The organism is Nostoc linckia z4 (genome assembly GCF_002608075.1).
Classification (GTDB): Bacteria; Cyanobacteriota; Cyanobacteriia; order Cyanobacteriales; family Nostocaceae; genus Nostoc; species Nostoc linckia.
In genome coordinates, this window is the sequence record NZ_LAHA01000043.1 from 42,472 (window position 1) to 65,018 (window position 22,547).

The 22,547-nt window shown below is 41.5% G+C and carries 20 protein-coding genes and 1 pseudogene; 13 read left to right on the forward strand and 8 right to left on the reverse strand.

Annotation, left to right across the window (positions count from 1 at the left end; all coding sequences use genetic code 11):
- Positions 1-1,019: 1,019 nt before the first annotated feature.
- Positions 1,020-1,919 carry a heterocyst differentiation master regulator HetR gene (gene hetR / locus VF06_RS26820; protein ID WP_099069731.1) on the forward strand — a complete coding sequence of 300 codons (900 nt, stop codon included), beginning with the start codon at positions 1,020-1,022 and terminating at the stop codon, positions 1,917-1,919.
- 648 nt (positions 1,920-2,567) lie between these two features.
- A complete protein-coding gene (locus VF06_RS26825) occupies positions 2,568-4,037 on the forward strand; it encodes a sensor histidine kinase (protein ID WP_099069732.1) in 1,470 nt (489 codons plus the stop codon).
- A 420-nt stretch (positions 4,038-4,457) separates the two neighbouring features.
- Here VF06_RS26825 and VF06_RS26830 read toward each other — a convergent pair whose 3' ends face one another.
- Entirely contained in the window at positions 4,458-4,952 is a 495-nt protein-coding gene (locus tag VF06_RS26830; RefSeq protein WP_099069733.1) for a hypothetical protein, read from the reverse strand.
- 355 nt (positions 4,953-5,307) lie between these two features.
- Here VF06_RS26830 and VF06_RS26835 point away from each other — a divergent pair, with 355 nt between their 5' ends.
- The gene (locus tag VF06_RS26835) at positions 5,308-5,979 is read left to right on the forward strand and encodes an AIM24 family protein (protein WP_099069734.1); all 672 of its coding nucleotides are present in this window, start codon (positions 5,308-5,310) and stop codon (positions 5,977-5,979) included.
- Between the two features lie 425 nt (positions 5,980-6,404).
- Here the strand turns inward: VF06_RS26835 and VF06_RS26840 are convergent, their stop codons facing one another.
- Positions 6,405-7,895: a DICT sensory domain-containing protein gene (locus VF06_RS26840; RefSeq protein WP_099069735.1), complete on the reverse strand. Its 1,491-nt coding sequence runs from the start codon at positions 7,893-7,895 to the stop codon at positions 6,405-6,407.
- A gap of 117 nt (positions 7,896-8,012) precedes the next feature.
- On the opposite strand from VF06_RS26840, the gene VF06_RS41285 reads away from it, so the two are divergent.
- On the forward strand, positions 8,013-8,171 hold the full coding sequence (locus tag VF06_RS41285) for a hypothetical protein (RefSeq protein ID WP_180267942.1): 159 nt from the start codon (positions 8,013-8,015) through the stop codon (positions 8,169-8,171).
- On the opposite strand, the gene VF06_RS26850 is transcribed toward VF06_RS41285, so the two are convergent.
- A complete protein-coding gene (locus VF06_RS26850) occupies positions 8,163-9,656 on the reverse strand; it encodes a UDP-N-acetylmuramoyl-L-alanyl-D-glutamate--2,6-diaminopimelate ligase (protein WP_099069737.1) in 1,494 nt (497 codons plus the stop codon). The genes VF06_RS41285 and VF06_RS26850 overlap by 9 nt on opposite strands.
- Positions 9,657-9,708: 52 nt before the next feature.
- Positions 9,709-9,972 (reverse strand): glutaredoxin family protein, encoded by a 264-nt coding sequence (locus VF06_RS26855; RefSeq protein ID WP_099069738.1) that lies wholly within the window; start codon positions 9,970-9,972, stop codon positions 9,709-9,711.
- Between the two features lie 273 nt (positions 9,973-10,245).
- On the opposite strand from VF06_RS26855, the pseudogene VF06_RS42940 reads away from it, so the two are divergent.
- Positions 10,246-10,377: pseudogene (locus tag VF06_RS42940) on the forward strand (Uma2 family endonuclease); the annotation flags it as partial.
- A gap of 106 nt (positions 10,378-10,483) precedes the next feature.
- Positions 10,484-11,446 (forward strand): RluA family pseudouridine synthase, encoded by a 963-nt coding sequence (locus VF06_RS26865; RefSeq protein WP_099069739.1) that lies wholly within the window; start codon positions 10,484-10,486, stop codon positions 11,444-11,446.
- Positions 11,447-11,691: 245 nt separating this feature from the next.
- On the opposite strand, the gene VF06_RS26870 is transcribed toward VF06_RS26865, so the two are convergent.
- Positions 11,692-12,234 carry a hypothetical protein gene (locus VF06_RS26870; protein ID WP_099069740.1) on the reverse strand — a complete coding sequence of 181 codons (543 nt, stop codon included), beginning with the start codon at positions 12,232-12,234 and terminating at the stop codon, positions 11,692-11,694.
- Between the two features lie 190 nt (positions 12,235-12,424).
- Between VF06_RS26870 and VF06_RS26875 the strand changes: the two genes are divergently transcribed.
- The 3 genes from VF06_RS26875 (at position 12,425) to VF06_RS26880 (ending at position 16,586) form a co-directional block, all read left to right on the forward strand.
- On the forward strand, positions 12,425-13,495 hold the full coding sequence (locus VF06_RS26875; RefSeq protein ID WP_180267537.1) for a helix-turn-helix domain-containing protein: 1,071 nt from the start codon (positions 12,425-12,427) through the stop codon (positions 13,493-13,495).
- Positions 13,496-13,723, forward strand: coding sequence for a hypothetical protein (locus VF06_RS39580; protein WP_143861712.1), 228 nt, complete (start codon positions 13,496-13,498; stop codon positions 13,721-13,723).
- 166 nt (positions 13,724-13,889) lie between these two features.
- Positions 13,890-16,586 (forward strand): AAA family ATPase, encoded by a 2,697-nt coding sequence (locus VF06_RS26880; RefSeq protein WP_099069741.1) that lies wholly within the window; start codon positions 13,890-13,892, stop codon positions 16,584-16,586.
- A 232-nt stretch (positions 16,587-16,818) separates the two neighbouring features.
- Here VF06_RS26880 and VF06_RS41290 read toward each other — a convergent pair whose 3' ends face one another.
- The 3 genes from VF06_RS41290 to VF06_RS26895 all read right to left on the reverse strand — a co-directional run bounded on the left by VF06_RS41290 (position 16,819) and on the right by VF06_RS26895 (position 19,524).
- Positions 16,819-17,109: a hypothetical protein gene (locus VF06_RS41290; RefSeq protein WP_180267718.1), complete on the reverse strand. Its 291-nt coding sequence runs from the start codon at positions 17,107-17,109 to the stop codon at positions 16,819-16,821.
- Between the two features lie 143 nt (positions 17,110-17,252).
- Positions 17,253-18,368 carry an ABC transporter permease gene (locus tag VF06_RS26890; RefSeq protein WP_099069742.1) on the reverse strand — a complete coding sequence of 372 codons (1,116 nt, stop codon included), beginning with the start codon at positions 18,366-18,368 and terminating at the stop codon, positions 17,253-17,255.
- A gap of 274 nt (positions 18,369-18,642) precedes the next feature.
- Positions 18,643-19,524 (reverse strand): Npun_R2479 family HD domain-containing metalloprotein, encoded by an 882-nt coding sequence (locus VF06_RS26895; protein ID WP_099069743.1) that lies wholly within the window; start codon positions 19,522-19,524, stop codon positions 18,643-18,645.
- A 6-nt stretch (positions 19,525-19,530) separates the two neighbouring features.
- Between VF06_RS26895 and VF06_RS42190 the strand changes: the two genes are divergently transcribed.
- From VF06_RS42190 to VF06_RS43675, 4 genes are all read left to right on the forward strand, one after another.
- Entirely contained in the window at positions 19,531-19,695 is a 165-nt protein-coding gene (locus VF06_RS42190) for a hypothetical protein (protein WP_180267539.1), read from the forward strand.
- A gap of 517 nt (positions 19,696-20,212) precedes the next feature.
- On the forward strand, positions 20,213-21,235 hold the full coding sequence (locus VF06_RS26900; RefSeq protein WP_099069744.1) for an AAA family ATPase: 1,023 nt from the start codon (positions 20,213-20,215) through the stop codon (positions 21,233-21,235).
- Between the two features lie 147 nt (positions 21,236-21,382).
- Positions 21,383-22,048, forward strand: a complete 666-nt coding sequence (gene pnuC / locus VF06_RS26905; RefSeq protein ID WP_244918093.1) for a nicotinamide riboside transporter PnuC — start codon at positions 21,383-21,385, stop codon at positions 22,046-22,048.
- Between the two features lie 212 nt (positions 22,049-22,260).
- Complete coding sequence (locus VF06_RS43675) at positions 22,261-22,383, forward strand: DUF8629 family protein (RefSeq protein ID WP_099069745.1); 123 nt, start codon at positions 22,261-22,263, stop codon at positions 22,381-22,383.
- Positions 22,384-22,547: the final 164 nt, after the last annotated feature.

The following is a 22,547-nucleotide window of genomic DNA, read 5'->3' on the forward strand; positions in this document are numbered from 1 at the left end:
TCAAAAAAATATAATTTCATCAACAAAAAAATTCTTTATAACGCTTAAATGTAACCGGAAATGTTTTATCATATTTTTGAGTAATCACTATTTTTGTGGTTAAGTAAAACCCATTAGCTACGCAGTTAATCCTGTTCGTGTAGCAGCTTTTGGGGTCAGTACAGCAACACAACAAAGATAAATGTTCTCCGATTTATTAGCTTTATTTGAATATCAAGAAACCTTGACTTTTTGATAATATAAATTATTTAAATACACATAAGCAATTAACTTTAAAAGATATAAATATATTACTAAGGCAAAAAATAATGATACAATCATTAACGATGTTTGAAATAAACAGGTATTTTGAAATTGAAATTATTTGTCTTACTTCATGTCTACGATTTTTCCTCAAGCCGGCAAGCTATATTGCCAAAACACTACTGGAGGTTGCGAACAGGATAATACTTCACAACTAGCGGTTTGACTGAGGTTGTGAATGTTGCCACACCTGCTAACTGCTTTGCTTCTACGCTTTCGATGATTTCCGGTCGATTGTGTAATACAAATAATTCTTCAAAGCAAAATAAAAACCATCTTTTTCGAGTTTATAGATATCCCAGATGAACCGTGTAAACTAGTTTTTACTTGAAGCGAGCTAGCATCATGTCATAATTAGCCCTAAGCAACTTGACATTTTTGCTCTTGAAAGACAACAAACTAGAAAAACCTAAAGAACTTAAAAGCTTTGTCGATACTTTGTAACACAGTTGCCTTTGAGGACATAAAGCGCCGTAAAGCTGGACATGTGATGTTTTCTCTTTTTCTCGACAGATGTAGGGACAGTTATTGTAACAACACTGAATCTATATGTGTACCAGAAAATATGCGATAATTGTAGTTTCAACTACTGCCAATATCATAGTTATCGCATACTAATATAGTCTGAAGTAAAGACATTGCCTTCAGCCAGGTGTATACTACCTATTTTCACTCGATTAAAAACTCTGTAAACGTGCTATTCAATTGTCTGTAATATGAGTAACGACATAGATCTGATCAAACGTCTTGACCCCAGTGCGATGGATCAGATCATGCTTTATCTGGCTTTTAGTGCCATGCGGACGAGTGGGCACAGGCATGGGGCATTTTTAGACGCAGCCGCAACAGCAGCCAAGTGTGCAATATACATGACTTATCTAGAGCAGGGACAAAACCTGCGAATGACAGGGCATTTGCACCACTTGGAACCGAAACGGGTAAAAATTATTGTAGAAGAAGTTAGACAAGCGCTAACTGAAGGGAAACTACTAAAGATGCTGGGTTCTCAAGAACCACGGTATCTTATTCAATTGCCTTATGTCTGGTTAGAAAAATATCCTTGGCAACCGGGGCGATCGCGCGTACCTGGTACTAGTTTGACAAGTGAAGAAAAAAGACAAATTGAGCAAAAACTACCAAGCAATCTACCTGATGCCCAGTTAGTTAGCTCATTTGAGTTCTTGGATTTGATCGAATTTTTGCACAAGCGATCGCAAGAAGATTTGCCACCCGAACACCAAATGCCTTTGAGTGAAGCTTTAGGCGAACATATCAAGCGCCGTTTGCTCTACTCAGGTACGGTAACCCGCATTGATTCTCCTTGGGGAATGCCCTTCTATGCTTTGACTCGTCCTTTTTATGCCCCAGCAGATGACCAAGAACGCACTTACATCATGGTAGAAGATACCGCCCGGTATTTCCGGATGATGAAAAATTGGGCAGAACGACGACCAAACGCTATGCGCTTGTTGGAAGAACTTGATATTCTTCCAGAAAAAATGCAGCAAGCTATGGAAGAATTAGATGAAGTTATCCGTGCTTGGGCAGATAAATATCACCAAGACGGAGGTGTGGCAGTGATTTTACAGACAGCTTTTGGCGAACGCGAAGACTAGTACAATTGTGCAAAATTTCAAATCTCCAAAGGCTATCCAATAACGTGAGTTCGACACCTCCCTCTAACTCCTCTCCAACAGGGAGAGGAGCATTATAGTTTTTTTTAGAAAATACGGAGAAGCAAGAGTTTCTGAGAGTTTCACATATAATTCTTATAGATTAATCTTTTATGCACACCTGTGCATAAACTAATTTCAACTAAAGCTTTTTCTCCATAAACGTTTTACCCCATCCCCAATCCCTCAGAGCCTACTCTGAGGGTGATGTAAATCGAGATGGTAAGTTGGCAACAGCTCCAAAATCTGTAGGGATGCAAAGCTTTGCGCCCCTAGATACCTCTGTATCATTCTTTTTCCAAATTGGTATAAGGGACTTCCAAGTAAAAAAATATTCCACAGAAGACTGTTAACTGTTGACCATTGACCGTTGACAGTCAGCAGTCAACAGTGAACAGTCAACGACCTGAATCGGAACAATTTATTTTTTGGAGTTCCCTTATGCAATTTTTCAATTTACAACGGAAATTGCACCCAAATTGTTCGGTTCTACGACTGTTACCTGTACACAAATGAATATAACCTCTTAGGTAGTAGTGAGGTTCTATCCTAGACCTTATTCGTCGCTCTTGAATTAAGGGGTGAAAACTTGTGTACCAGTGGATATTGCCAAGTCTTTTGGAAATTTTGGCACAAAATCAATCAAGTGTGGCTGAATGTTCACCAGTAAAAGCAGAGCGGCAATGGCGTGTCAGCCTTGCAGCAACAGAACACTTGCTATTAAATAGTTTAGCAACTGTTCCAGGTGACACTACCCAAGGATTAGTTTTAGCTGCACCAGCACCGTTATTTAGTCAGCCAAAACTCGCTCAAAGCTTAGAGACAGTAACTTTTACAGCAAAACCATTTAACCCTTTGGCACTGATGCCATTTCAGATGCCAGATACGATTGCACTTGAAGATTGTGAAGTTGCTCCCTGTGAATCCGTACTTCCTTTATTACCAGCCGATCCATTAGCGGCAGAACAGTTTTGCTTAGTTTTTACAGATAAATTTACATTAGTACTAGTTTTAGCAACACATAAAAACGGTAAAAAAACTTTTTCATTTTCTTTTGAACCGGAGGTAGTACAGCAGGCTTGGCGATCGCTAGGAGCGCGGGTAATGCTGACTAACCCAGAATTTTTTACCCAATTGGATACATTAGTACAACAGTATTCTCCACTAGCACCAGATTACCGGATGGTGGTTCAATTTAGCCAGCTGTTACTTCAAGAACTAACAGAATCAGAAGAAACCAGAGACTCTTTACTAGGCACTCTTAACAAGGAGGACAAAGAAAATAACCCATCCCCCATCCCCAATGCCCCATCCCCAATGCCCAATCCCGATGTCGAATTGCTCCAGGCTTTTGCCCACGAAGTTCGTACACCTTTAACGACTATTCGCACCATGACGCGCCTACTCTTGAAGCGGCGGGACTTGGCTAAGAGCGTCATCAATCGGTTAGAAATTATCGATCGCGAGTGTAGCGAGCAAATTGACCGTATGGAGTTACTGTTTAAAGCAGCAGAACTGGAAACTTCTGCGCCAGTAAAATCTTCCAAAACTCAACTAACGCCCATGTCTTTAGATCGAGTGTTGCAACAAAGCATTCCCCGTTGGGAACAAGCAGCACAGCGGCGCAACTTAACTTTAAATGTAGTCTTACCGCAGCAATTACCAACTGTGGTTAGTAATCCCAGTATGCTCGATCGCGTACTCACTGGGTTGATGGAGAATTTTACCCGCAGCTTACCTCCTGGTAGCCACATTCAGGTACAAGTAATTCCCGCTGGAGATCAACTAAAGTTACAATTATCGCCCCAACTGTTATCTAAAGATACAAATAAATCTACTACACCAGCAACACCACCAATTCGCAAAGCCCTTGGTCAACTGCTGATGTTTCAGCCAGAAACAGGTACTATTAGCTTGAATATGGCCGCAACGAAACATTTGTTTCAGGCGATCGGTGGGAAACTGATTGTTCGTCAACGTCCACACTATGGAGAAATATTAACAATTTTCCTCCCCTTGGAAGTTAGCAGCGATCGCGAAAAACTAGGAGGGCGTTGCTGACCCCAAGCAAACTGAATGCTTCCCTTCGCATGAGTCGTGAGATGAATTGCTGTTTTAGGTAAATGCAATCATGCAAACTTCCTCCCGCTACAAATTCAGCGAATACCAGAGGATTACCATGAATGTGTCGCACTTTATAAACCTTGCCAAAACCCCCCTCTGCAAACTTCATACAAGTCCACAATAATGTCTCCAACGTTCCATTTGACAAAATTCTGACGCAAGCTTCTAGAAAAACTACTGGTACAACTGGAGGCATTAACAAACGTTGAGTAAGTTTACGGAATAGGTGCAGGGGAAGGATGTTTCCCTGCATAGTAAACAACGATTTTCAACTGTTCAAGGTCAGGAACATAAAATAGTCTGCGGCTCTAAATTCTTTAGTATGGGATTTTCTTGTTGGTTATCTGACATACTCTCTCACACAGCACTCTCGGCAGATGGCTTAGTTAATGCCACTTCATCAATTTCAGCACTAAAAGCTGCTGCCAGTTCGGGGCTAGAGTAAGCAATGGCACTTTCATGCCATTCATGGATGAGCGCGTCAATCATCTCCCATGCTGTAGTTGAGGAATCTATCAACCCAAAAGCCTCACTTAGCTCCTTGATAAACTCTTGCAATTCATCGGAATCAAACACACTCAACCATCCATAAGAATGTTCAAAGCCGATTTCTTTGCTTAGTAATAGAGAAAAAGCCACGGTTAATGCTTCAAAAACAGTTTTACTTTGAGTAGCTGCCTTCACCAGAGAAGTTACTTGCTCCCGACGCAGCAACGCAAAAGACTGATCGTTACGAGTAATTGTCACTGGACGTTCCAAAGCTTTGTCTAGAACTCGCCCAGGCTGACGATTCAACTCAGTGGCAGTAATTAGCTCATCTGAGTAAATATTGCCAAAATTCCCCAGAACCATAGGTTATGCGTTTTCAGCCAACAGTGAAAAGCTCATGTTAATAAGTTGCTACGTATAATTGTACGTACTATTTATTAAGAGTCAATAGGAATAAAAACTTGAGGTATTAAATACAAGGATGTGAGTAAGTGCGATCGCTTCTACTTAATGCAGAACAAATATTGATATTCACAACAACAATAAATCTCTCAGTGCGCCCTGTAGAGACGTTGCAGTGCAACGTCATCCATCGCGGTTTTTAACTAAATTACGCAGATTTATCTAACTTGCCATTTGTAAAAATAGATGCCAAAAATGTATATAAATTCTGCTGCAAATTTAAGTATACATTTCGACATCAATCAAAAGGAAAATCATGGCAATTTTTGAAGTTATTGAACGAGAAAGTTTACGTTTAGTCAAAATAACTTTGCAAAACGAAACAGTACGTACTGAATCTGGTGCTATGTACTATATACATGGCAACATTAAAATGGAATCTAAAGCTCCTTCAGCAGGTGGGTTTTTAAAGTCTTTAGCTACAGGAGAAAATATTTTCCGTCCCACATATACAGGTACAGGTGAATTATATTTAGAACCTTCTTTATCTGGTTATCACATCTTAGAATTAGACGGTAGTGAATGGATTTTAGATAGTGGCGCTTATTGGGCGAGTGATGGGAGTGTAGAAGTAGGAGTTGAACGCAACAAATTGGTGTCAGGCTTAATTGGTGGCGAGGGTTTGTTTCAAACAAAAGTCAAAGGTAGGGGTAAAGTGGTGATGGTTGCACAAGGCCCTGTGGAAGTCATCAATCTACGAAATGACCGATTAGTTGTTGATGGAAATTTTGCGATCGCTCGCACAAACACGTTAAATTATCGCGTTGAAAAAGCTACCAAATCTTTTCTAGGTTCCATGACTTCTGGTGAATTTTTGGTCAATACTTTTGAGGGAACTGGTACTGTATTACTAGCTCCTGTTCCAAATTGGCAAGTGATGATGCTCCGCCAAATTATTGCTGCTATTCCAACACCTTCGAGTAAATAGATAGAATTCAGGAGTCAGAATTCAGAATTCAGAATTTAGAATCAATAAGCTAGTAAAAAATTCAACGATTTTTGAATTTTGAATTTTGAATTATTTAATCCAAAATCCAAAACTTACAACAGATTGCAAGTTAATCAAGTACGACATTTAAGCCTGCTAGCTAGATCGTGAGGCTATTTTAATTTTGAATTCTGACTCGATGAATTCTGAGTTTTCAATTTTCCTCTATCATTAGATTTCTTGCAGAAGTTGGTAAAAGAGGAAGGGGAAAGAGCGAAAGTTTTGGTATTTTCCCTTTCCCCTTTCCCCTTTCCCCTTTAACCTTTCCCCTTTCCCCTTTCCCCTTTCCCCTTTAACCTTTCCCCTTTCCCCTTTAACCTTTCCCCTTTGACTACAAGAGTGCAAAAAGCACTTTTGCAAGAGGTTTATTCATTAGCAGTAGCGATCGCTGCTGGACTATCTGCAACACTGGCTAATTGCACTGTAAATGTGGAACCTTCATTTACTTTACTTTTCACAACAATAGAACCACCACAACGTAGTAGCAATTGCTGTACAATCGTTAATCCTAATCCAGCACCACCATGATCTTCCGCTGCTGTTGTTCGCACGCGATAAAAGCGGTCAAAGATTTTGGGAATTTCGTTCTCAGGAATGCCAATACCTGTGTCACGGAATTCTAGTTGGACGCGATCGCCTTGGAGGCGGGCACGCACCCAAACTTGACCGCCATTTGGGGTAAATTTAATACTATTGTGCAGCAGATTAATCACAATTTGCCTCAGCCCACCACTAACGCACCAAACAGCTGGAAGTTCAGTAGGTACAGTGTAAGCCAGCATAATTCCTTTTTCTTGGGCTACAGGTTGGTATGTACTGACAACTCCAGGGACAATATCTGAAAGACGCACTGATTCTAAAGTTGTAGCGTCTAAATCATGTTCGAGTTGCACAAGATCTAACAAACCAGTGATTAAGGAATTTTGCTGATCGCACTGGGTATTTAACATCTGCAAATAACGTTGTCGCTGCGGTGGTTTGAGATTAGGCGAATTCAATAACGAGAGTGCAGTTTTCATGTGCGTCAACGGTATACGTAATTCCTGACAGACATTTTTCAAGTATTCATCTTTTAGTTGTTCCTTGTTGTGCAGTTCTTGATTTTGTTGCTGTAATTTTGTAGTGCGTACTGTGACGATTTGCCGATTAATTTCATCTTGGCGTAGGAGTTGTTTTGCCAATAATTGATTCATCAATACAGGTTCCGGCACACTTGGACAAATAAAATCAGCAGGTATAATGGGCGATGATTCTGGCGTAATTGCTTGTTGAATACCATTTAAGACTTGCTGAATTATTCTCCCCTCAACACTAGTAATAATTAACAACGGCTGATTTTTATTAGTAGTTACTTTCCCAGAAGTTTGATTTTTGCGTTTTTTCAAAGGTCGATGAGCCAAAATTAAACTACAAAACTGGGGAGACAATACCATCAGAAAATTTTCCCGTCGCAGTTGGCTATGGGGTGGTAAGTAAACGGGGATGTGATGGGGGGATAAGGAGGATGAGGGAGATGAGGGGTATGAGGGGATATTTTCTCCTCTTGCTCCCTCATCTCCCCCATCTCCCTTGTCTCCCTGATCTTTCCCTTTGTTAATATCCTCAATTTGGCAAGTATAGATAAAACTAGACGCACCTACAGAAGATTGATAACGGACTAATTCTAATTGCCAAATTTTTTCTGGTGGTAGCTTCACCCATAAAGTGGCTGCAATTTGCTGCTCAATGAGTAAGTCGATTTGCGCTCTCACCAGAGATAGTAGAGTAGCTGGACTGAGGGACAATGGTTTAGGAGGCGCTTGCACTCCCATAACCAGTTGATAAACAGACAGATCCTTAGCCAAAGAAACATTCATGAGTCAAGCACAATAAGGATGAAGCAAACAAATAATTCTGTCTTCGATTTTCACCTTTATATGTGCATTTTTTACGAAATAGCCACGGAAAGAAATGTGAAGGATGAAAAATGGGGCATGGGGAGATGGGGAGATGGGGAGATGGGGAGATGGGGAGATGGGGAGATGGGGAGATGGGGGAGATGGGGGAGATGGGGGAGATGGGGAGATGAGTTTTTCGCCTCTGCCCCATGCCCAATGCCCAACGCCCAATGCCCCATGCCCAAATTATCCTAATCTTGCCTGTAGGGCTTCGCGTGCGTGTTCTCGGTCGTCAAAATGGATTTTTTCAGTACCGAGAATTTGGTAGTCTTCGTGACCTTTACCGGCGAGTAATACTCCATCACCGGGTTGTGCTTGTAAAATGGCGGTGCGAATTGCTATGGCCCGATCGCCAATTACTGTTGGTTGTACTGTTTGGGGAATTCCCGCCAAAATATCTTCTAAAATTTTTTCTGGGTTTTCGGTACGGGGATTATCCGATGTCACCACTGCTATATCGGCTAGTTCTGCGGCAATTTTACCCATTTTTGGGCGCTTGGTACGATCGCGATCGCCGCCACAACCAAACACACAAATTATCTTTCCTGGTATAAATGGACGTGCTGCTTTGAGTAAATTTTCTAAACTGTCTGGAGTATGAGCATAATCCACAATGACGCTAATATCTTGCTGGGAACTAATTTGCACTCGTTCCATGCGACCGGGAACTCCGGGAAATTCTGAGATGACGGATGCTACTAACTGCAAATCTAAACCTAGATGTAAAACTGCTCCTACTGCTGCTAAAAGATTTTCTAAATTATATTGACCAACTAAAGGCGATCGAAAGGCTACATCGCCTTTTGGTGTATGCAAGGTTCCGCTGACACCGTTCGGCTCGTAACTTAAGTCACTCATCCATAGATCGGCGTTGTTGTTGTTGACACTATAACTCCAAACTTGTTCTGGATTTAATGAAGCAATTAACCGCTCACCGTAGGAATCATCAGCGTTAATTATTGCCCGTCCCTTGAGATATTCAGGACTAAACAACAAGGCTTTGGCAGCAAAATAATCTTCCATATCCTTGTGATAATCCAGATGGTCTTGAGTAAGATTACTGAATACCGACACCTCGAATTTACAGCCTAATACTCGACCTTGTGCTAAAGCGTGGGAACTAACTTCCATTACCCCAAACTCATTTCCAGCATTTACAGCTTCAGCTAGTTGCTGTTGCAGTTCCACCGCAAAGGGGGTTGTGTGGACAGCAGTTTGTTCAAAACCAGGCCAACGAGTGTAAAGAGTTCCCATTAAAGCCGTAGCTAGATTAGCTTTATTCAGCAGAAATTCAATTAAATGGGTAGTTGTAGTTTTGCCATTGGTTCCAGTGACACCAACCAGCTTGAGTTTTTGCCCTGGATAACCGTAAAAAGCGCTGGCTATCTGGGCACAAGCTTGAGTGATATTACTGGCACTAATCACCACAGCTTCATCTGTGGGAGGATGTTTTTGTGCTGCTTGGGGAGAGATAATAGCTGCCACAGCGCCAGAAGCGATCGCACTAGGCCAAAATTCCCCACCATCGACTCGTGTTCCTGGCATTCCAATAAACAAATCTCCCACACCACAAGCATGGGAATTCGTCTTCAAACCCCTAACTTCCGCAGCTTCCAAAGCCGGATGGCTGGGTAATTTTTCAACACTGTCTACCGCCGTTAGTAATTCCCGCAATTTCATTTTGCGAACCTCGTCACAAACTTTTCTTGCGCTTATTCTGCATTATTTTTTTCTAATTGGCTAAATACTTACGCAACATTTCTTCCAAATGTTGCACACTCGCACGAGGAGAAGGACGCGGTAAAAGTACCTCTGCGCCTTGGCGGTTCGCTAAAAAAAGTACCGGCACTTCATACTGATACGCACCAAACCACTCTTCGCGAGTTGTAATATCCCGAATTTCCAACTCAAAACTCAAATTTTGGATTTGTTCGAGCTTTTCCTGCAAACCCTCACATAAATGACATCCAGGTTTACTGTATAAAATCAATCGCATTTGCTTCTACTAAATTTGCTGTTGTCAAATATAGCAAGATTCTTCATCTAAGTTTTCTCATTTATTGATGTTCAGCTTGGCTCATCTACATCTAATTTTTAGATTACCTCAGATAAATAATTCCTGACTGCAAGTCATAATATAGGACTAGTATTTGATTTTTGAAAAAAATCAGTACATTTTGATTCCTTCTTACCTATTCCCTATTCCCTGTTCCCTGTTCCCTTCTACGCAAATAATTTCAGTAATCAAAGCGGATTCCTATAGGCATTTGGTATTGAATGGGCAATTACTTTAAAACGTCAGGGTAAAGACTGGGTACCAATACCAGATTTACTTTATGTTTCTTACTCTCGGCTTAACAGCGACTTAATTGAAGATGAAGCTTGTCCTATACCTCCAGATTGCAAGCCGCTGCGCGTCTAGGTTAAAAAATGTAGATTCGGAAATGGTATATTAATTTTGGATAAATTAGTATTTCAGTTAAAGAATGGGGAATTAATTTAAAGCAATTGTGAGCGAATTTCATTTACAAATCCCAGAAAATAGTAATGACGCGGGTGTTCGTCTTGACCGCTATCTTTCGCAAGAATTACCAGATTTATCTCGTTCCCGCATCCAACAGTTAATCGAAGAAGGTAATGTGCAACTGAATGGTAAAGTTTGCACTTCTAAAAAGATTAGTGTTAAGGTAAGCGATCGCATTACTCTAGAAATCCCAGAAGCCCAACCTTTAGAATTGCAAGCAGAAGATATTCCCCTAGATATCCTCTACGAAGATGACCAGTTAATTATTCTCAACAAACCTGCGGGCTTAGTGGTTCATCCCGCACCAGGTCATCCAGACGGGACTTTAGTAAATGCTCTGTTGGCGCACTGTCCTAATTTACCAGGAATCGGGGGAATCCAACGTCCGGGAATTGTCCATCGCTTAGATAAGGATACAACAGGAGCGATCGCCATCGCTAAAACAGAACTTGCCCATCATCATCTCCAAGCACAACTCAAAGCCAAAACCGCACGCCGAGAATACTTAGGTATAGTTTACGGTGCGCCAAAAACTGAAAGTGGCACAATTGATTTACCCATCGGTCGCCATCCCCAAGACCGTAAAAAAATGGCTATCATACCCGTTGAACAAGGCGGACGACTAGCCGTCACTCATTGGCGAATCCTAGAACGCCTTGGTAATTACACACTAATCCATTTTCAACTAGAAACTGGACGCACCCATCAAATTCGCGTCCACAGCGCCAAAATCGGTCATCCCATTGTTGGCGACCCTATTTATGGTTCCGGTCGTTCAGTAGGAGTAAATTTGCCTGGTCAAGCATTACACGCTTGGCGACTCAAATTACAGCATCCCATATCTGGAGAGATGATTGAAGTTACAGCAACTCCTCCTAGCCAATTTACCAAACTTTTGGACATTTTAAAAAAACGAAGCGATCGGCCAAATTCTTTCACCAATTAATTGTTAAACATTTTCAAAATGTTGACTGTTTACTGTTGACTGATGACTGTTGAGTGCGGAGTTCTTATTCTCCCTTGTCTCCCTTGTCTCCCTTGTCTCCCTTATCTCCCCACTCCGCACCCCCACTCCCTATTTTCAAACTAAACAGGACTTACGCACAGGTAACGGAGAATCGAACCACAGAGGACGCAGAGGGCACGGAGAAATAAGAGTTTCAGAGAGTTTTTGCGTAAGTCCTACTAAATCTACTGTCCAACATCCAAGTCGAAGTAGAAACTACCGTCAACAATTCTATGGCTGCCAATATACTTAATGATGGGTATGCTGACTCGATGCTGTCCTGGTTCAAGTTTCCAGGTTTTTTGGAAGTTCCCAATATGATGACAAGCAGCATTAATGGGAAAGGTACTAGGAGTTAAAAAACTATTTTTATAACTCTCAACTCCATTTTTAAATAGATGTCCTTTTACTTCTACTTGATTAACTGTAGCTTTGGATGGTATGCAATAATAAACGTTTGATAATCTGAGGGTATCTCTAGATTTTAGGAGTAAGCGATCGCCATTTTTCACTTGCTGAAGTTCGTTACTATTAACCTGCACAGTGACATTATCAACGCATACTTTTGCCGGACTCACTTTGTCACATGTAGAAGTAGTGGCGCGAGTGGGCTGTGGTTCTGAAGAAGATTTTTTGTCACCCTCAATTAATGCAGGTGCTACCGTTGCCACTATAGCGCCAGTAGCAGCGATGAGAGCAAGTATAACCTGTTGTTTAAAAGTTGCCATTTTTCCAACTCCTCAAGTTTTTTGCTGTAACACCATCATCACTTGAGACACAGGTTCTATAGGTAGGCGTTAGTAGGGAGTTTGAGTGATTAAATTGTTGTAAGGGAAAGTAGGCAAATGTAGGTTTGTAGGGTAAAGTATTACACTACTGACTGATTTTAAATTTGCTCTGCCAATTCAACTACACCTAATGGACTCACAAGAAGCATTAAAATTCATTAATAGGTTGCTTGCAAACGATAAGCAAGTCTTAAATGAATTGGAACAAAAGCTGTTTTTAGGGATGTGGGAGGGGAAGGAGTATACAGAAATTGTTAATGATGCTTCTTATAGTGCAGAATATGTGAGAGAGGTGGGTGCAAAGTTATGCAAAAAGATTACAAAATATTTAGTAATAACGGTTACAAAAAGGAATTTCCAAAATCCCATTAAAGAAGGATATCAAAAGTATTCAGAACAAGCTTCACTTTTCCAAAAACCAATTGTAGAACCAACTAATCCACTACTAAAAAATCAATCACACTCAGCTAATTTATTGCAGCAAAATCATAATCCTTTTATTCCCCAAGGCGGCAGAATAGAAGATTCACAACAGTTTTTTGGAAGGGAACGGGAAATATTGCGGGTATTTGAAGTGCTTAACAGTAATAGTAGTGTTGCCCTCATAGGAGAAGAAGGAATCGGCAAGTCATCTTTGTTATGGGTGATTTGCCAACAGGCACGAAATTATTTGCGCTTACCACGTGAGCCAGTTTTTTTAGATTTAAATAATGGAGTTCATGATGAAGATGAGTTCTACATTGCTTTGTGCGATAAAATTGGTATTCCTGAAAGTAAAGGCTATAGACTCACTCGCAATTTGCAAAATAAAAAAGTGCTATTAGCTATAGATAATTTAGGGAAGTTAATTGAAAACGGCTTTACTCGCCAAGTTCGGGATCAATTGCGCGGTTTAGCTGAAGGTCGTGATGCTTCTTTGCGGTTGATTTTAGCTGCTAGCGAACCTCTGGAAAAGCTATTTAACGATAGTCAGGATAATCGCAAGACATCTCCACTAACAGGTATTTGCCAAGAGGAAAATATAAAACCTTGGGATGAAATCAGCGCCCGTCATTTTATAACCAACCGTTTGGCTAATACTTCAGTGAATTTTACTGAAGAGGAAATCATCCAACTCATCCAACAAAGTGGCGGACATCCTCGTAAACTGATGCAATTGTGTTATCAAACTTATTCGCGGTATGTGGAGAGTTTGCAATGAATGACACCGCTTTTACTTGTGCTTCAACCTCTCCCTTGCGAAGCCGCGGCGTACACACAAGTCTCTTGGGCTGCATCTCAATTGCATCGACCTACACCTCAATTGCATCGACCTGCACCTCAGTTGTATCGACCAGCATCTCAATTGCATCGACCAGCATCTCAATTGCATCGACCAGCATCTCAGTTGTATCGACCAGCATCTCAGTTGTATCGACCTGCGCCTTAGTTGCATCGACCTGCAAAAAATTAACCTATTCTACGTTATGTAGTAACTCTAAAAGACTTGTGCATATACTCAAGCCCTTACGAAGAGGGGAGCAAGATTACTCCCCCTTTTGTGCAAAGGGGGCTGGGGGTTTAGGTTCTTCACGGGTGATGATGGAGGTTAAATAATGACCCCTGTACCCCGCTTAGACTTAAAACCCAAGTTAAAGCGTCCCCTCTCCCTCTGGAACCCTTTAGATTATCTGCGCCTTTTGTACTGGGTGTTTTTCTTTCCCCAAGCTTTGCGGTGGTATGTGGATGAATTTGGGGGTGGATATATTACTGAAACAGAAATGAATTGGCAAAAAGGATGGAAATTATTACCTCAAAATCCTATCCAACGTCAGTTAGTTTTCCAAGGATTAGTTTTAACAATAGTTACGCTTCTAGCTATAAATCTAATTTTTCAGACTCTAAATGTTCACGTTGACTGGTTTGAGGCGGCGTTCGGCGTGGCGTTCGGCGTGGTAGGAAGCGTGGCGTTTGGCGTGGTGTTGAGCATAGCTTTTGACGTAGCGTTCGGCGTGGCAGGAAGCGTGGCGTTCGGCGTGGCACTAGGTATAGCGGTAGGTATGGCGGGAAGTGTGGCAGGAAGCGTGGCGTTCGACGTGGCGTTCGGCGGGGCAAAAACCGTGGCGTTCGACGTGGCGTTCGGCGTGGTCAAAGGCGTGGCGTTCGGCGTGGCGTTCGGCGTGGCAGGAAGCGTGGCGGTAGGTGTGGTGTTCTGCGTAGCGGGAAGCGTGGCGGTAGCCGTAGCGATAGGCGTGGCATTGGCCGTGGCATTTGCCGTGGCGGAGGGTGTGGCAGGAGGTGTGGCATTCGGCGTGACGGTATGCCTGGCGGTACTACGTCCAGAAACCTGGCTTATTGGCTCACTTTTAAACTTGCGAATCATCCGAAACGCTAGCTGGCTACTCCCCCGCATCACTCCGCTTCCTTTTCCTAATCTTGTCTGGCGTTTGGAAAATTGGTTGCAAAATGATTGGGAAACAGGCTTACATAATATCAATCAAATGCTGGCATATACCCTACAATTCATTCCTGTTTTCCAAACAGTCAATAAAGTACTTATTACAACTCCATCAGAACAGATTATTTGGCGTGTTTCTTTGCTAGCGACAGATCCCTTTGATTGGAAATTAGTAGGTTTTGCTTCAGGTTATTTGATAAAACAAATCAAGTTACAACTTGTTAAAGGCTTTGTATTCTTTCGTTATTTCAAGGAACCAATCTCCCTACCCTTAACAGTAGACACTCGCTTAGATACTCCCGCCCGTGCTGCTGCTGCTGGTTTCTGGCATCTGCATGAAAAACAACCAGCCAAAGCAATAGAGGCTTTTGCTGTAGTGCGTTCTCTCCTTTATGGTGAGGAAATGTACACCCTTGCCCAAACTCTAGCAACGTTTCACAAAGCCAAAAAACCATCTTCTATTGCTGCTATCCAACTTCCTTCTTTTCCACAGGAACCGCTTTTACGTCCAGATACCTGGGAAGTTCTCACTCATCTGCGTCGAGTTGTTGAAGATGTCCAGTTTGTTGAACGTAGCGTCTCACGTTTAGCCAAATCTTTAGCTCTCAATCGAGCATTAGGCGAACTCACAAAAATCCTAAATCAAGCCGATACACTACCGCAAGCAGAGCAAGGCTTAATTATAGATATTGCTCAAACTTGGCAAAAAAGCCTTTTACAAATCACTGGTGAAGTGGGAGAAATTTCCATCACCAAGCCTGTGGTTAATCCTTATCTTGTAGGCGACCCCGTTGAAGGTCATCTCTTTGTTGGGCGAGAAGATATCATCAAACAGTTAGAAGAACTTTGGGTAATGGGTAATCAACTCCAGTCTGTAGTTCTCTACGGTCACAGGCGGATGGGCAAAACTTCTATTTTGCTTAACGCTGCTAACTGTCTAGGCTCACAAATACAGCTAGCCTATGTCAACTTGCTACGTTTAGGAGATAGCCCCCAAGGTGTCGGTGAAGTATTAATGGCAATTTGTGATGAAATTTCTCGAACTGTAAAACTTTCATCCCCAGCTGATGCTGATTTACTAAATCTTCCCTACCGGACTTTTGAACGTTATTTAAAACAAGTGGAAGCAAACCTAGACGGTGGGTTAATCATTGCCTTAGACGAGTTTGAGAAAATTGAAGATTTAATTGAAGCCGGAAAAATTCCTATAGATTTTATGGGTTTTCTGCGGGGGTTGGTGCAAATGAGTTCTAAAATTGCCTTTGCCTTTGCTGGTTTGCACACCTTAGAGGAAATGACAGCAGATTATTTTCAACCCTTCTTTGCCAGCGTCATTCCTATTCATGTAGGCTTTCAAGAACGTGCAGCTACTCGCCAAATTCTCGCTAACCCAGGTAATGAAGACTTCTCCCTCGACTATATCTTGGAAGCTTTAGATGAAATTTATGCTTTGACACACGGTCAACCATATTTAGTGCAACTCGTGGGTTTTCAGCTAGTGCGCCGCTACAATGACTTTGTTTTTGAGCAAGGACGACCCCGTGACCCAGTTTTCACAATAGAAGATGTGGAAGCAGTTATTAATGACCCTGAATTTTTCCAACGGGGAAGCTACTACTTTGATGGAGTTTGGGGTCAAGCCGCGCGGGATGCTGGCGGTCAACAAACAATTGTACAATTACTTGCACCTCATCCAGATGGGTTAAGTCTGGATACTTTAGCTCAGTCTACAGGCATGAATGACGCTGATTTACAAAAAGCGCTGAATACTTTGAAGCGTCATGATGTAGTTGAGGAAACTCAGGGAAAATGGCGGATTATGGTAGAACTGTTTCGCCGATGGGTTTTACGGTAGGGGAATACAGCAGTGCATTGGTGTCAACTTAAGCTCAAATGCTTGTACCGCAGCCGTTTTACCCCACCCCTTAATCCCCTCCCCGCTTGCTCTGAGGGGAGGTTTTGCGCCAGCAAAGCCGGGGTGGGGTAACGCGAAGCATGATGGTAAGTTAGTAAATTCAAAATCCCGTTTTTACAAGGGTTTCACGTTAAGTTGACACCAATAACAGCTGTGTGACCCTACAGATGATTCATCTGTTGCCAAGATTTTTAGAAATGGTTTCGCTAACCACATTTGCTTGTTCGGGCACTACAATTGCGACTTTGGGCACTACATTTGCGACTTTGGGCACTACATTTGCTGGTTCGGGCACTACATTTGCTATTTCGGGCACTACAATTGCGACTTCGGGCACTACAATTGCGACTTCGGGCACTACAATTGCGACTTCGGACACTACAATTGCGACTTCGGACACTACAATTGCGACTTCGGGCACTACAATTGCGACTTCGGGCACTACAATTGCGACTTCGGGCACTACAATTGCGATTTCGGCGACAGCATTTGCTAAACTGTTCCACATTTAACTTGCATATATTGGGCGGGCGAGACGCCCACCCCACAAGAAATGTGCAATTTAAGATTATGCAAACTAAATGTGGTTTAGCTAATTGTTACAACCTACCTGCGTAAACTCCGCGGGTCGAGTGCATCTCGCAAGCCATCGCCGAGTAAGTTGAACGCCAGCACTGTCAAAATAATCAACACAGCCGGCGGCCAAATTAACCAAGGTTGCAAAACCATAATTGAAGCATTACTAGCCAGAGAAAGCATATTTCCCCAAGAGGGGTCTGGTTGTTGAATACCCAAACCAATCAGACTCAATATCGCTTCTGCACCAATAAAGCTGGGAACTGCCAGAGTAGCAGAGATAATTACATAGGTAGCCGTTTGCGGCAAAACATGGCGGACAATAATATAAAGTGGGTTACCGCCCATTGCCCTTGAGGCTTGGACAAATTCTCGCTCTTTAATTGATAATACTTGTCCGCGAATTACCCGTGCTAATCCAGCCCAGCCAATAACGGAAGTAATCACCACAATCAACAAAAATCGCTGGGTACTGCTTAACCCTGGTGGCAAAACTGCCCCTAAGGTGACTAAAAGATAAATACTAGGGAAAGTCATTAACACTTCTGCTAAGCGCATGATGATGCTATCTGTCCAACCTCCGAAGTAGCCGGAAATTCCACCTATCAGCAAACCGAGAGGAAAGGAAATAGCAACGCCAAAAATGCCGATAAACATACTGATGCGGCCGCCATACAACAAGCGACTGAGTTGGTCGCGCCCTTGGTCATCAGTACCTAAAACGTTAAATTTTACGCCATTTGTTGTGCCAAACAAATGCCAATTCAAGGGAATACCGGGAAAAATTGTCACTTCATCCCACTTGGGGGGTAGTGGCAAAGTTAGCTGCAACAAGCGGTATTCTGCGCCAGAGACAAACAAACGCAAGGGAGAGGGTTTTTTAAAGTCTACAATCAACTCGCGATCGCCTGTTTCTAAATTCGTCTCTCCCTGAGTCGTCGGATAAACATGAGGCCCAATAAACTGCCCTGATTGAGAAACCCAATATACCTTAGTTGGTGGCAGCAATGAACCATTGGGCTGTGAGGCATAAGGGTCATAAGGCGCAATAAAATCGGCTGCAATTACCGCTACGTAGAAAATTAATAGCAAAATTGCCCCAAATTGTGCCAAAGGATTTTTCTTCAGTCGTCGCCACCAATCCATAGTAGTTAGGAGTTAATAAGTTATGAGTTATGAGTGAGGAGTTATGAGTTATGAGTTATGAGTTTGGAGTTTGGAGTGAGGAATTATGAGTTTGGAGTTATGAGTTTGGAGTTATGAAGTTTTTATTTTAATTGATAATTCATCATTAATAATTCTTAACTTCCTACTTTCCACTCTCTATTCCCCATTCCTCAGTCTTAAATCTTAACTCCTAACTCCCCAGTTTTAAATCTTAACTCCTAACCCCTAACCCCTAACTCCTACCTCCTACCTCCTAACTCCTAACTCCCAATTCCTCTAAATACCGCTGTTGTTCTTCTTGTTGTTTTTCGTGTTCTACAACAAAGACATTGGAGTAGAGATTAGCCAAAATTTGTTTGCCTTGTTGGGTCAGTGACAGATAATGCAGTCCTTCTTGGATATAGGGATATACCCCATTCCAGTAAAATTTGGCATAGTTCTTACGCAAATCCGCAGGAGTTTTATAACCCAAGACTTTATTCATACCAGTTTCTTCAAACTCGTAAAATAAAGAATTAATTTTCTTTAAGTAACGTGGGTCGCTTAATTGTCCAATCAAATCAGCCGCACGCACTAATCCTGCAAAGCATTTTGTATCTTGCTGATCCTCTGCCGCAGGTACGGGAAATCTAGTTAATTCAATATTGCTTTTAATTGCATCTGCGTCTATTAACTTGTGACCGCCGAAACGTTCATCAATAAATAGCTTTGCTCTATCAACATGATATGGTGTCAGGCTGGCATCAGAAGCCCCAGGAGCCAAGGAAATCATTCTACCATTTTTACCTGTGGCATATAAGCCTGCTATTTCTTGGTCTTGTCGGCAAACTCCTTTAACGTAGCCAATATCATGGCTAACTAGGGAGATGATGAAATGCAGCCAATCTTCGCTAGAAACACCACCTTCTCTGATGTGTTTGCCACGTAAAATTTCCTGCCCCACTAGGGTAACTAAGACCGTGTGTTCAACATTATGGTAAAGTGCATCGCTATTGGCAATGTTTTCCAAAGCCATATTACCAGCCCAGGCAATGATGTCCTGGTAATCATTTTTAAAGCAGCCATAGGTGCGACGGTAACCTTCTCGAATTTGATTGACAAAGGCATCAATTAAAATTTCAGTGGCATTGAACATATCTGTTTGCTGTGGTATTTACTTTTTGATTCAAGGAGTGGGGAATGGGAAGTAGAGAGACAAGGGAGACAAGGGAGACAAGGGAGACAAGGGAGACAAGAGAGACAAGAGAGACAAGGGAGACAAGAGAGACAAGGGAGACAAGGGAGACAAGGGAGACAAGGGAGATGAGTTTTTCCCCTCTTCCCATGCCCAATCCCCTTGGTGTAATTTCGGACAATGCAGTTTGCTCTTTTGTAACTCAGATGCGGATGTAGACGCTACCTTGACCTGTAGTGCGTTCCAGGATAAGCTGTTGATTCCTAGCAATACAAAGGCTTCAAAGGGATTATTATAGATTGCGTGGGAAAATAACGACTTAGTATAGCAAAGTACATTAACGTTTTTAATTTTAATTAGATAAATCTACATTAGCCTTAGGGATTTGCAAAGAAAAAATAATCAACTACTTTCTGTAGGGTGCGCGTCTCGCGCGCCCGAAGCCAAGGGCGGACAAGATGTCACCCCAAAGTAGTGATAATTAATTTCTTGAAAGTCCCTTATTATTAATTTTTAATTTCTAACTCGTAATTGACAGTGATCTAAATACATCTTCTCTGTGACGTAATACTCCAAGAGGAATGGTGTAAGCTAATGTGTGCTAAAAAAGCATAAGGTTGTTGACTGTCAACGGCAATTCTAGGAAACTATGGTCAGCAAACGTGGACTCACACTAGGTAAGTACGCTCCTCTTCATAAGGGACATCAATTAGTGATTGAGACTGCCTTGGCAGAGATGGATGAAGTATTAGTGATGGTTTATGATTGTCCAGAAGTGACTGCTATTCCTTTAACGGTTCGGGTTAACTGGCTGCGAAAACTGTATCCCACAATTGAGGTGATTGAGGCGTGGGATGGGCCGACAGAAGTTGGCGATACTCCTGAAATTAAGAAAAAGCACGAAGAATATATCCTGCAAAAATTAGAATCAAAAAAAATTACACATTTTTACTGTAGTGAATTTTATGGGGAACACGTAAGCCTTGCATTGGGAGCAGTAAATCGACTTGTAGATAGCGATCGCCAAATTTTCCCAATTTCCGGAACCCAAGTCAGACAAAACCCTTATACTTTTAAAGACTATTTACATCCTGACATTTATCGCGACCTAATTACTAACGTTGTTTTTTTGGGCGCTCCTTCAACTGGTAAAACAACAATAGCATCGCAACTAGCAAAAGAGTACAACACTCTATGGATGCCAGAGTATGGGCGCGAATATTGGGAAAAACATCAAATAGAACGAAGACTTTCACTGTCTCAACTTGTGGAGATTGCCCAAGGGCATTTAGAACGCGAAGAAATTTTATTATCGCAAGCAAACCAATACTTGTTTACAGATACTAATGCCCTCACAACCTATCAATTTTCTTTGTATTATCACAAAACCGTTGCTCCGGAATTAGCACAACTAACACATCAAGCTATATCGCGTTATGATTTGGTATTTCTTTGTGATGTAGATATACCTTACGACTGTACTTGGTATCGCTCTGGAGAAACAAATCGTAATATATTTCAAAAACAAATTCACAACGATTTAATTCTCAGAAAAATTCCTTTTTTTACTCTACACGGTAATTTAAATACACGGATTAATTTTGTAAAAAACGTGTTATCTCGTTATCAAAAGTATCATAATTTATTAGACTTATTCGTGAAATTAACTTAAGATAGTAATCCTATAGCAATCTCTAATTGTTTGTGAAATATTACATATGATGTTTGTTGACTCTTAACTATTCACTGTGAACCGTCAACATTCAACAGTCAACAATCAACACCCATATTTTTCACACCTAAAATATTCTTACTATATATGTTTGAATTTTGGAGCGTTAATAATATTGCCTTCAAAGTTTTGGGCTATCCCATGAGTTATGTTGAATTTTTGGGAACAATTTTCTCTTTATGGTCAGTATGGCTAATTTCTGAAAGGAAAATTCTGACTTGGCCTGTTGGCATAGTCAACGTATTGCTGTACATGGTGCTTTTTTATCAAATTGGCTTGTATTCTGACACCATTGAACAAGTTTATTATTTAGGTACTAGTATTTATGGCTGGTGGCGATGGAGTACACCAGAATCAGTTAATGGCAAAATTGCAAATGTTAGATATAGTTCTCGACACACAATTTTTTTGACTGCTTTAGTAACAATAGTTATTTCCTTAGCAACGGGAATATTCATGAGCCAAATTCATCTAATATTGCCAACAATATTTCCAGAAAAAGCTTCTTTTCCTTACTTAGATGCACTCACAACAATTATGAGTTTTACCGCAATGTGGTTGATGACCCAAAAGCGGATTGAAAGTTGGTATTACTGGATAGTAGTTGATATTATTGGCATTTGGTTATATTACGTAAAACAAGTTAAATTCGTTGCTTTACTTTACGTAATTTTGCTATTTATGGCAATTAACGGCTCAAGATCTTGGCTCAAAACGGTGAAGTTGGCTAAATCCCAAACTTTCAGAAACTAATGTAATAATCAGGATTTCAGCCTACACAGACTGTAAGTTCATATCTAAAGGATGGACAGGTTGACCGAAAAGTTCTACAATTTGAACTGATTGCGGTAATTTTACCTATTCCCCAATCCATATGTGCATAGTAAAGATTTTCTAGTGATTCCATTTGATTGTGGAAGCACTAAATTAATATAGGAAAGTCTTCAATAAAGGACAGCAAACAAATGGATGTCAAGCTGGTTCTAGCTGGTTTAACAGTTATATTTACGCTTTCGTGTCTATTTTTTGGCACGAAAAACGGGTTCTATGACTCAGATAATTATCACGGCAATGGTTCGGCGCATTAAGAGAAACTTGTAGACGCTGGGGCAACTTTCCGCAGGGTAAGTTGGCTAAGAGCGCTCATAACTTTCACAGGGAAAACAGGCAAGAGGCAAGGCTCCTTGAGCTAGTAGTTTGATAGCTCTCTCGTTATCCAACTTTTCCGGACTCATGCGGGTTCGGTAGAGGC

Bases quoted from the DNA above. Each gene is read 5' to 3' on its own strand.
- pnuC (WP_244918093.1), top strand. From the start codon at position 21,383: ATGTTTGAATTTTGGAGCGTTAATAATATTGCCTTCAAAGTTTTGGGC.
- VF06_RS43675 (WP_099069745.1), top strand. From the start codon at position 22,261: ATGGATGTCAAGCTGGTTCTAGCTGGTTTAACAGTTATATTTACGCTT.
- VF06_RS26870 (WP_099069740.1), bottom strand. From the start codon at position 12,234: ATGGCAACTTTTAAACAACAGGTTATACTTGCTCTCATCGCTGCTACT.
- VF06_RS39580 (WP_143861712.1), top strand. From the start codon at position 13,496: ATGACACCGCTTTTACTTGTGCTTCAACCTCTCCCTTGCGAAGCCGCG.
- hetR (WP_099069731.1), top strand. From the start codon at position 1,020: ATGAGTAACGACATAGATCTGATCAAACGTCTTGACCCCAGTGCGATG.
- VF06_RS26880 (WP_099069741.1), top strand. From the start codon at position 13,890: ATGACCCCTGTACCCCGCTTAGACTTAAAACCCAAGTTAAAGCGTCCC.
- VF06_RS26890 (WP_099069742.1), bottom strand. From the start codon at position 18,368: ATGGATTGGTGGCGACGACTGAAGAAAAATCCTTTGGCACAATTTGGG.
- VF06_RS26900 (WP_099069744.1), top strand. From the start codon at position 20,213: ATGGTCAGCAAACGTGGACTCACACTAGGTAAGTACGCTCCTCTTCAT.
- VF06_RS26840 (WP_099069735.1), bottom strand. From the start codon at position 7,895: ATGAATGTTTCTTTGGCTAAGGATCTGTCTGTTTATCAACTGGTTATG.
- VF06_RS26855 (WP_099069738.1), bottom strand. From the start codon at position 9,972: ATGCGATTGATTTTATACAGTAAACCTGGATGTCATTTATGTGAGGGT.
- VF06_RS26895 (WP_099069743.1), bottom strand. From the start codon at position 19,524: ATGTTCAATGCCACTGAAATTTTAATTGATGCCTTTGTCAATCAAATT.
- VF06_RS26875 (WP_180267537.1), top strand. From the start codon at position 12,425: ATGGACTCACAAGAAGCATTAAAATTCATTAATAGGTTGCTTGCAAAC.
- VF06_RS26830 (WP_099069733.1), bottom strand. From the start codon at position 4,952: ATGGTTCTGGGGAATTTTGGCAATATTTACTCAGATGAGCTAATTACT.
- VF06_RS26850 (WP_099069737.1), bottom strand. From the start codon at position 9,656: ATGAAATTGCGGGAATTACTAACGGCGGTAGACAGTGTTGAAAAATTA.
- VF06_RS41285 (WP_180267942.1), top strand. From the start codon at position 8,013: ATGGGGAGATGGGGAGATGGGGAGATGGGGAGATGGGGAGATGGGGAG.
- VF06_RS26835 (WP_099069734.1), top strand. From the start codon at position 5,308: ATGGCAATTTTTGAAGTTATTGAACGAGAAAGTTTACGTTTAGTCAAA.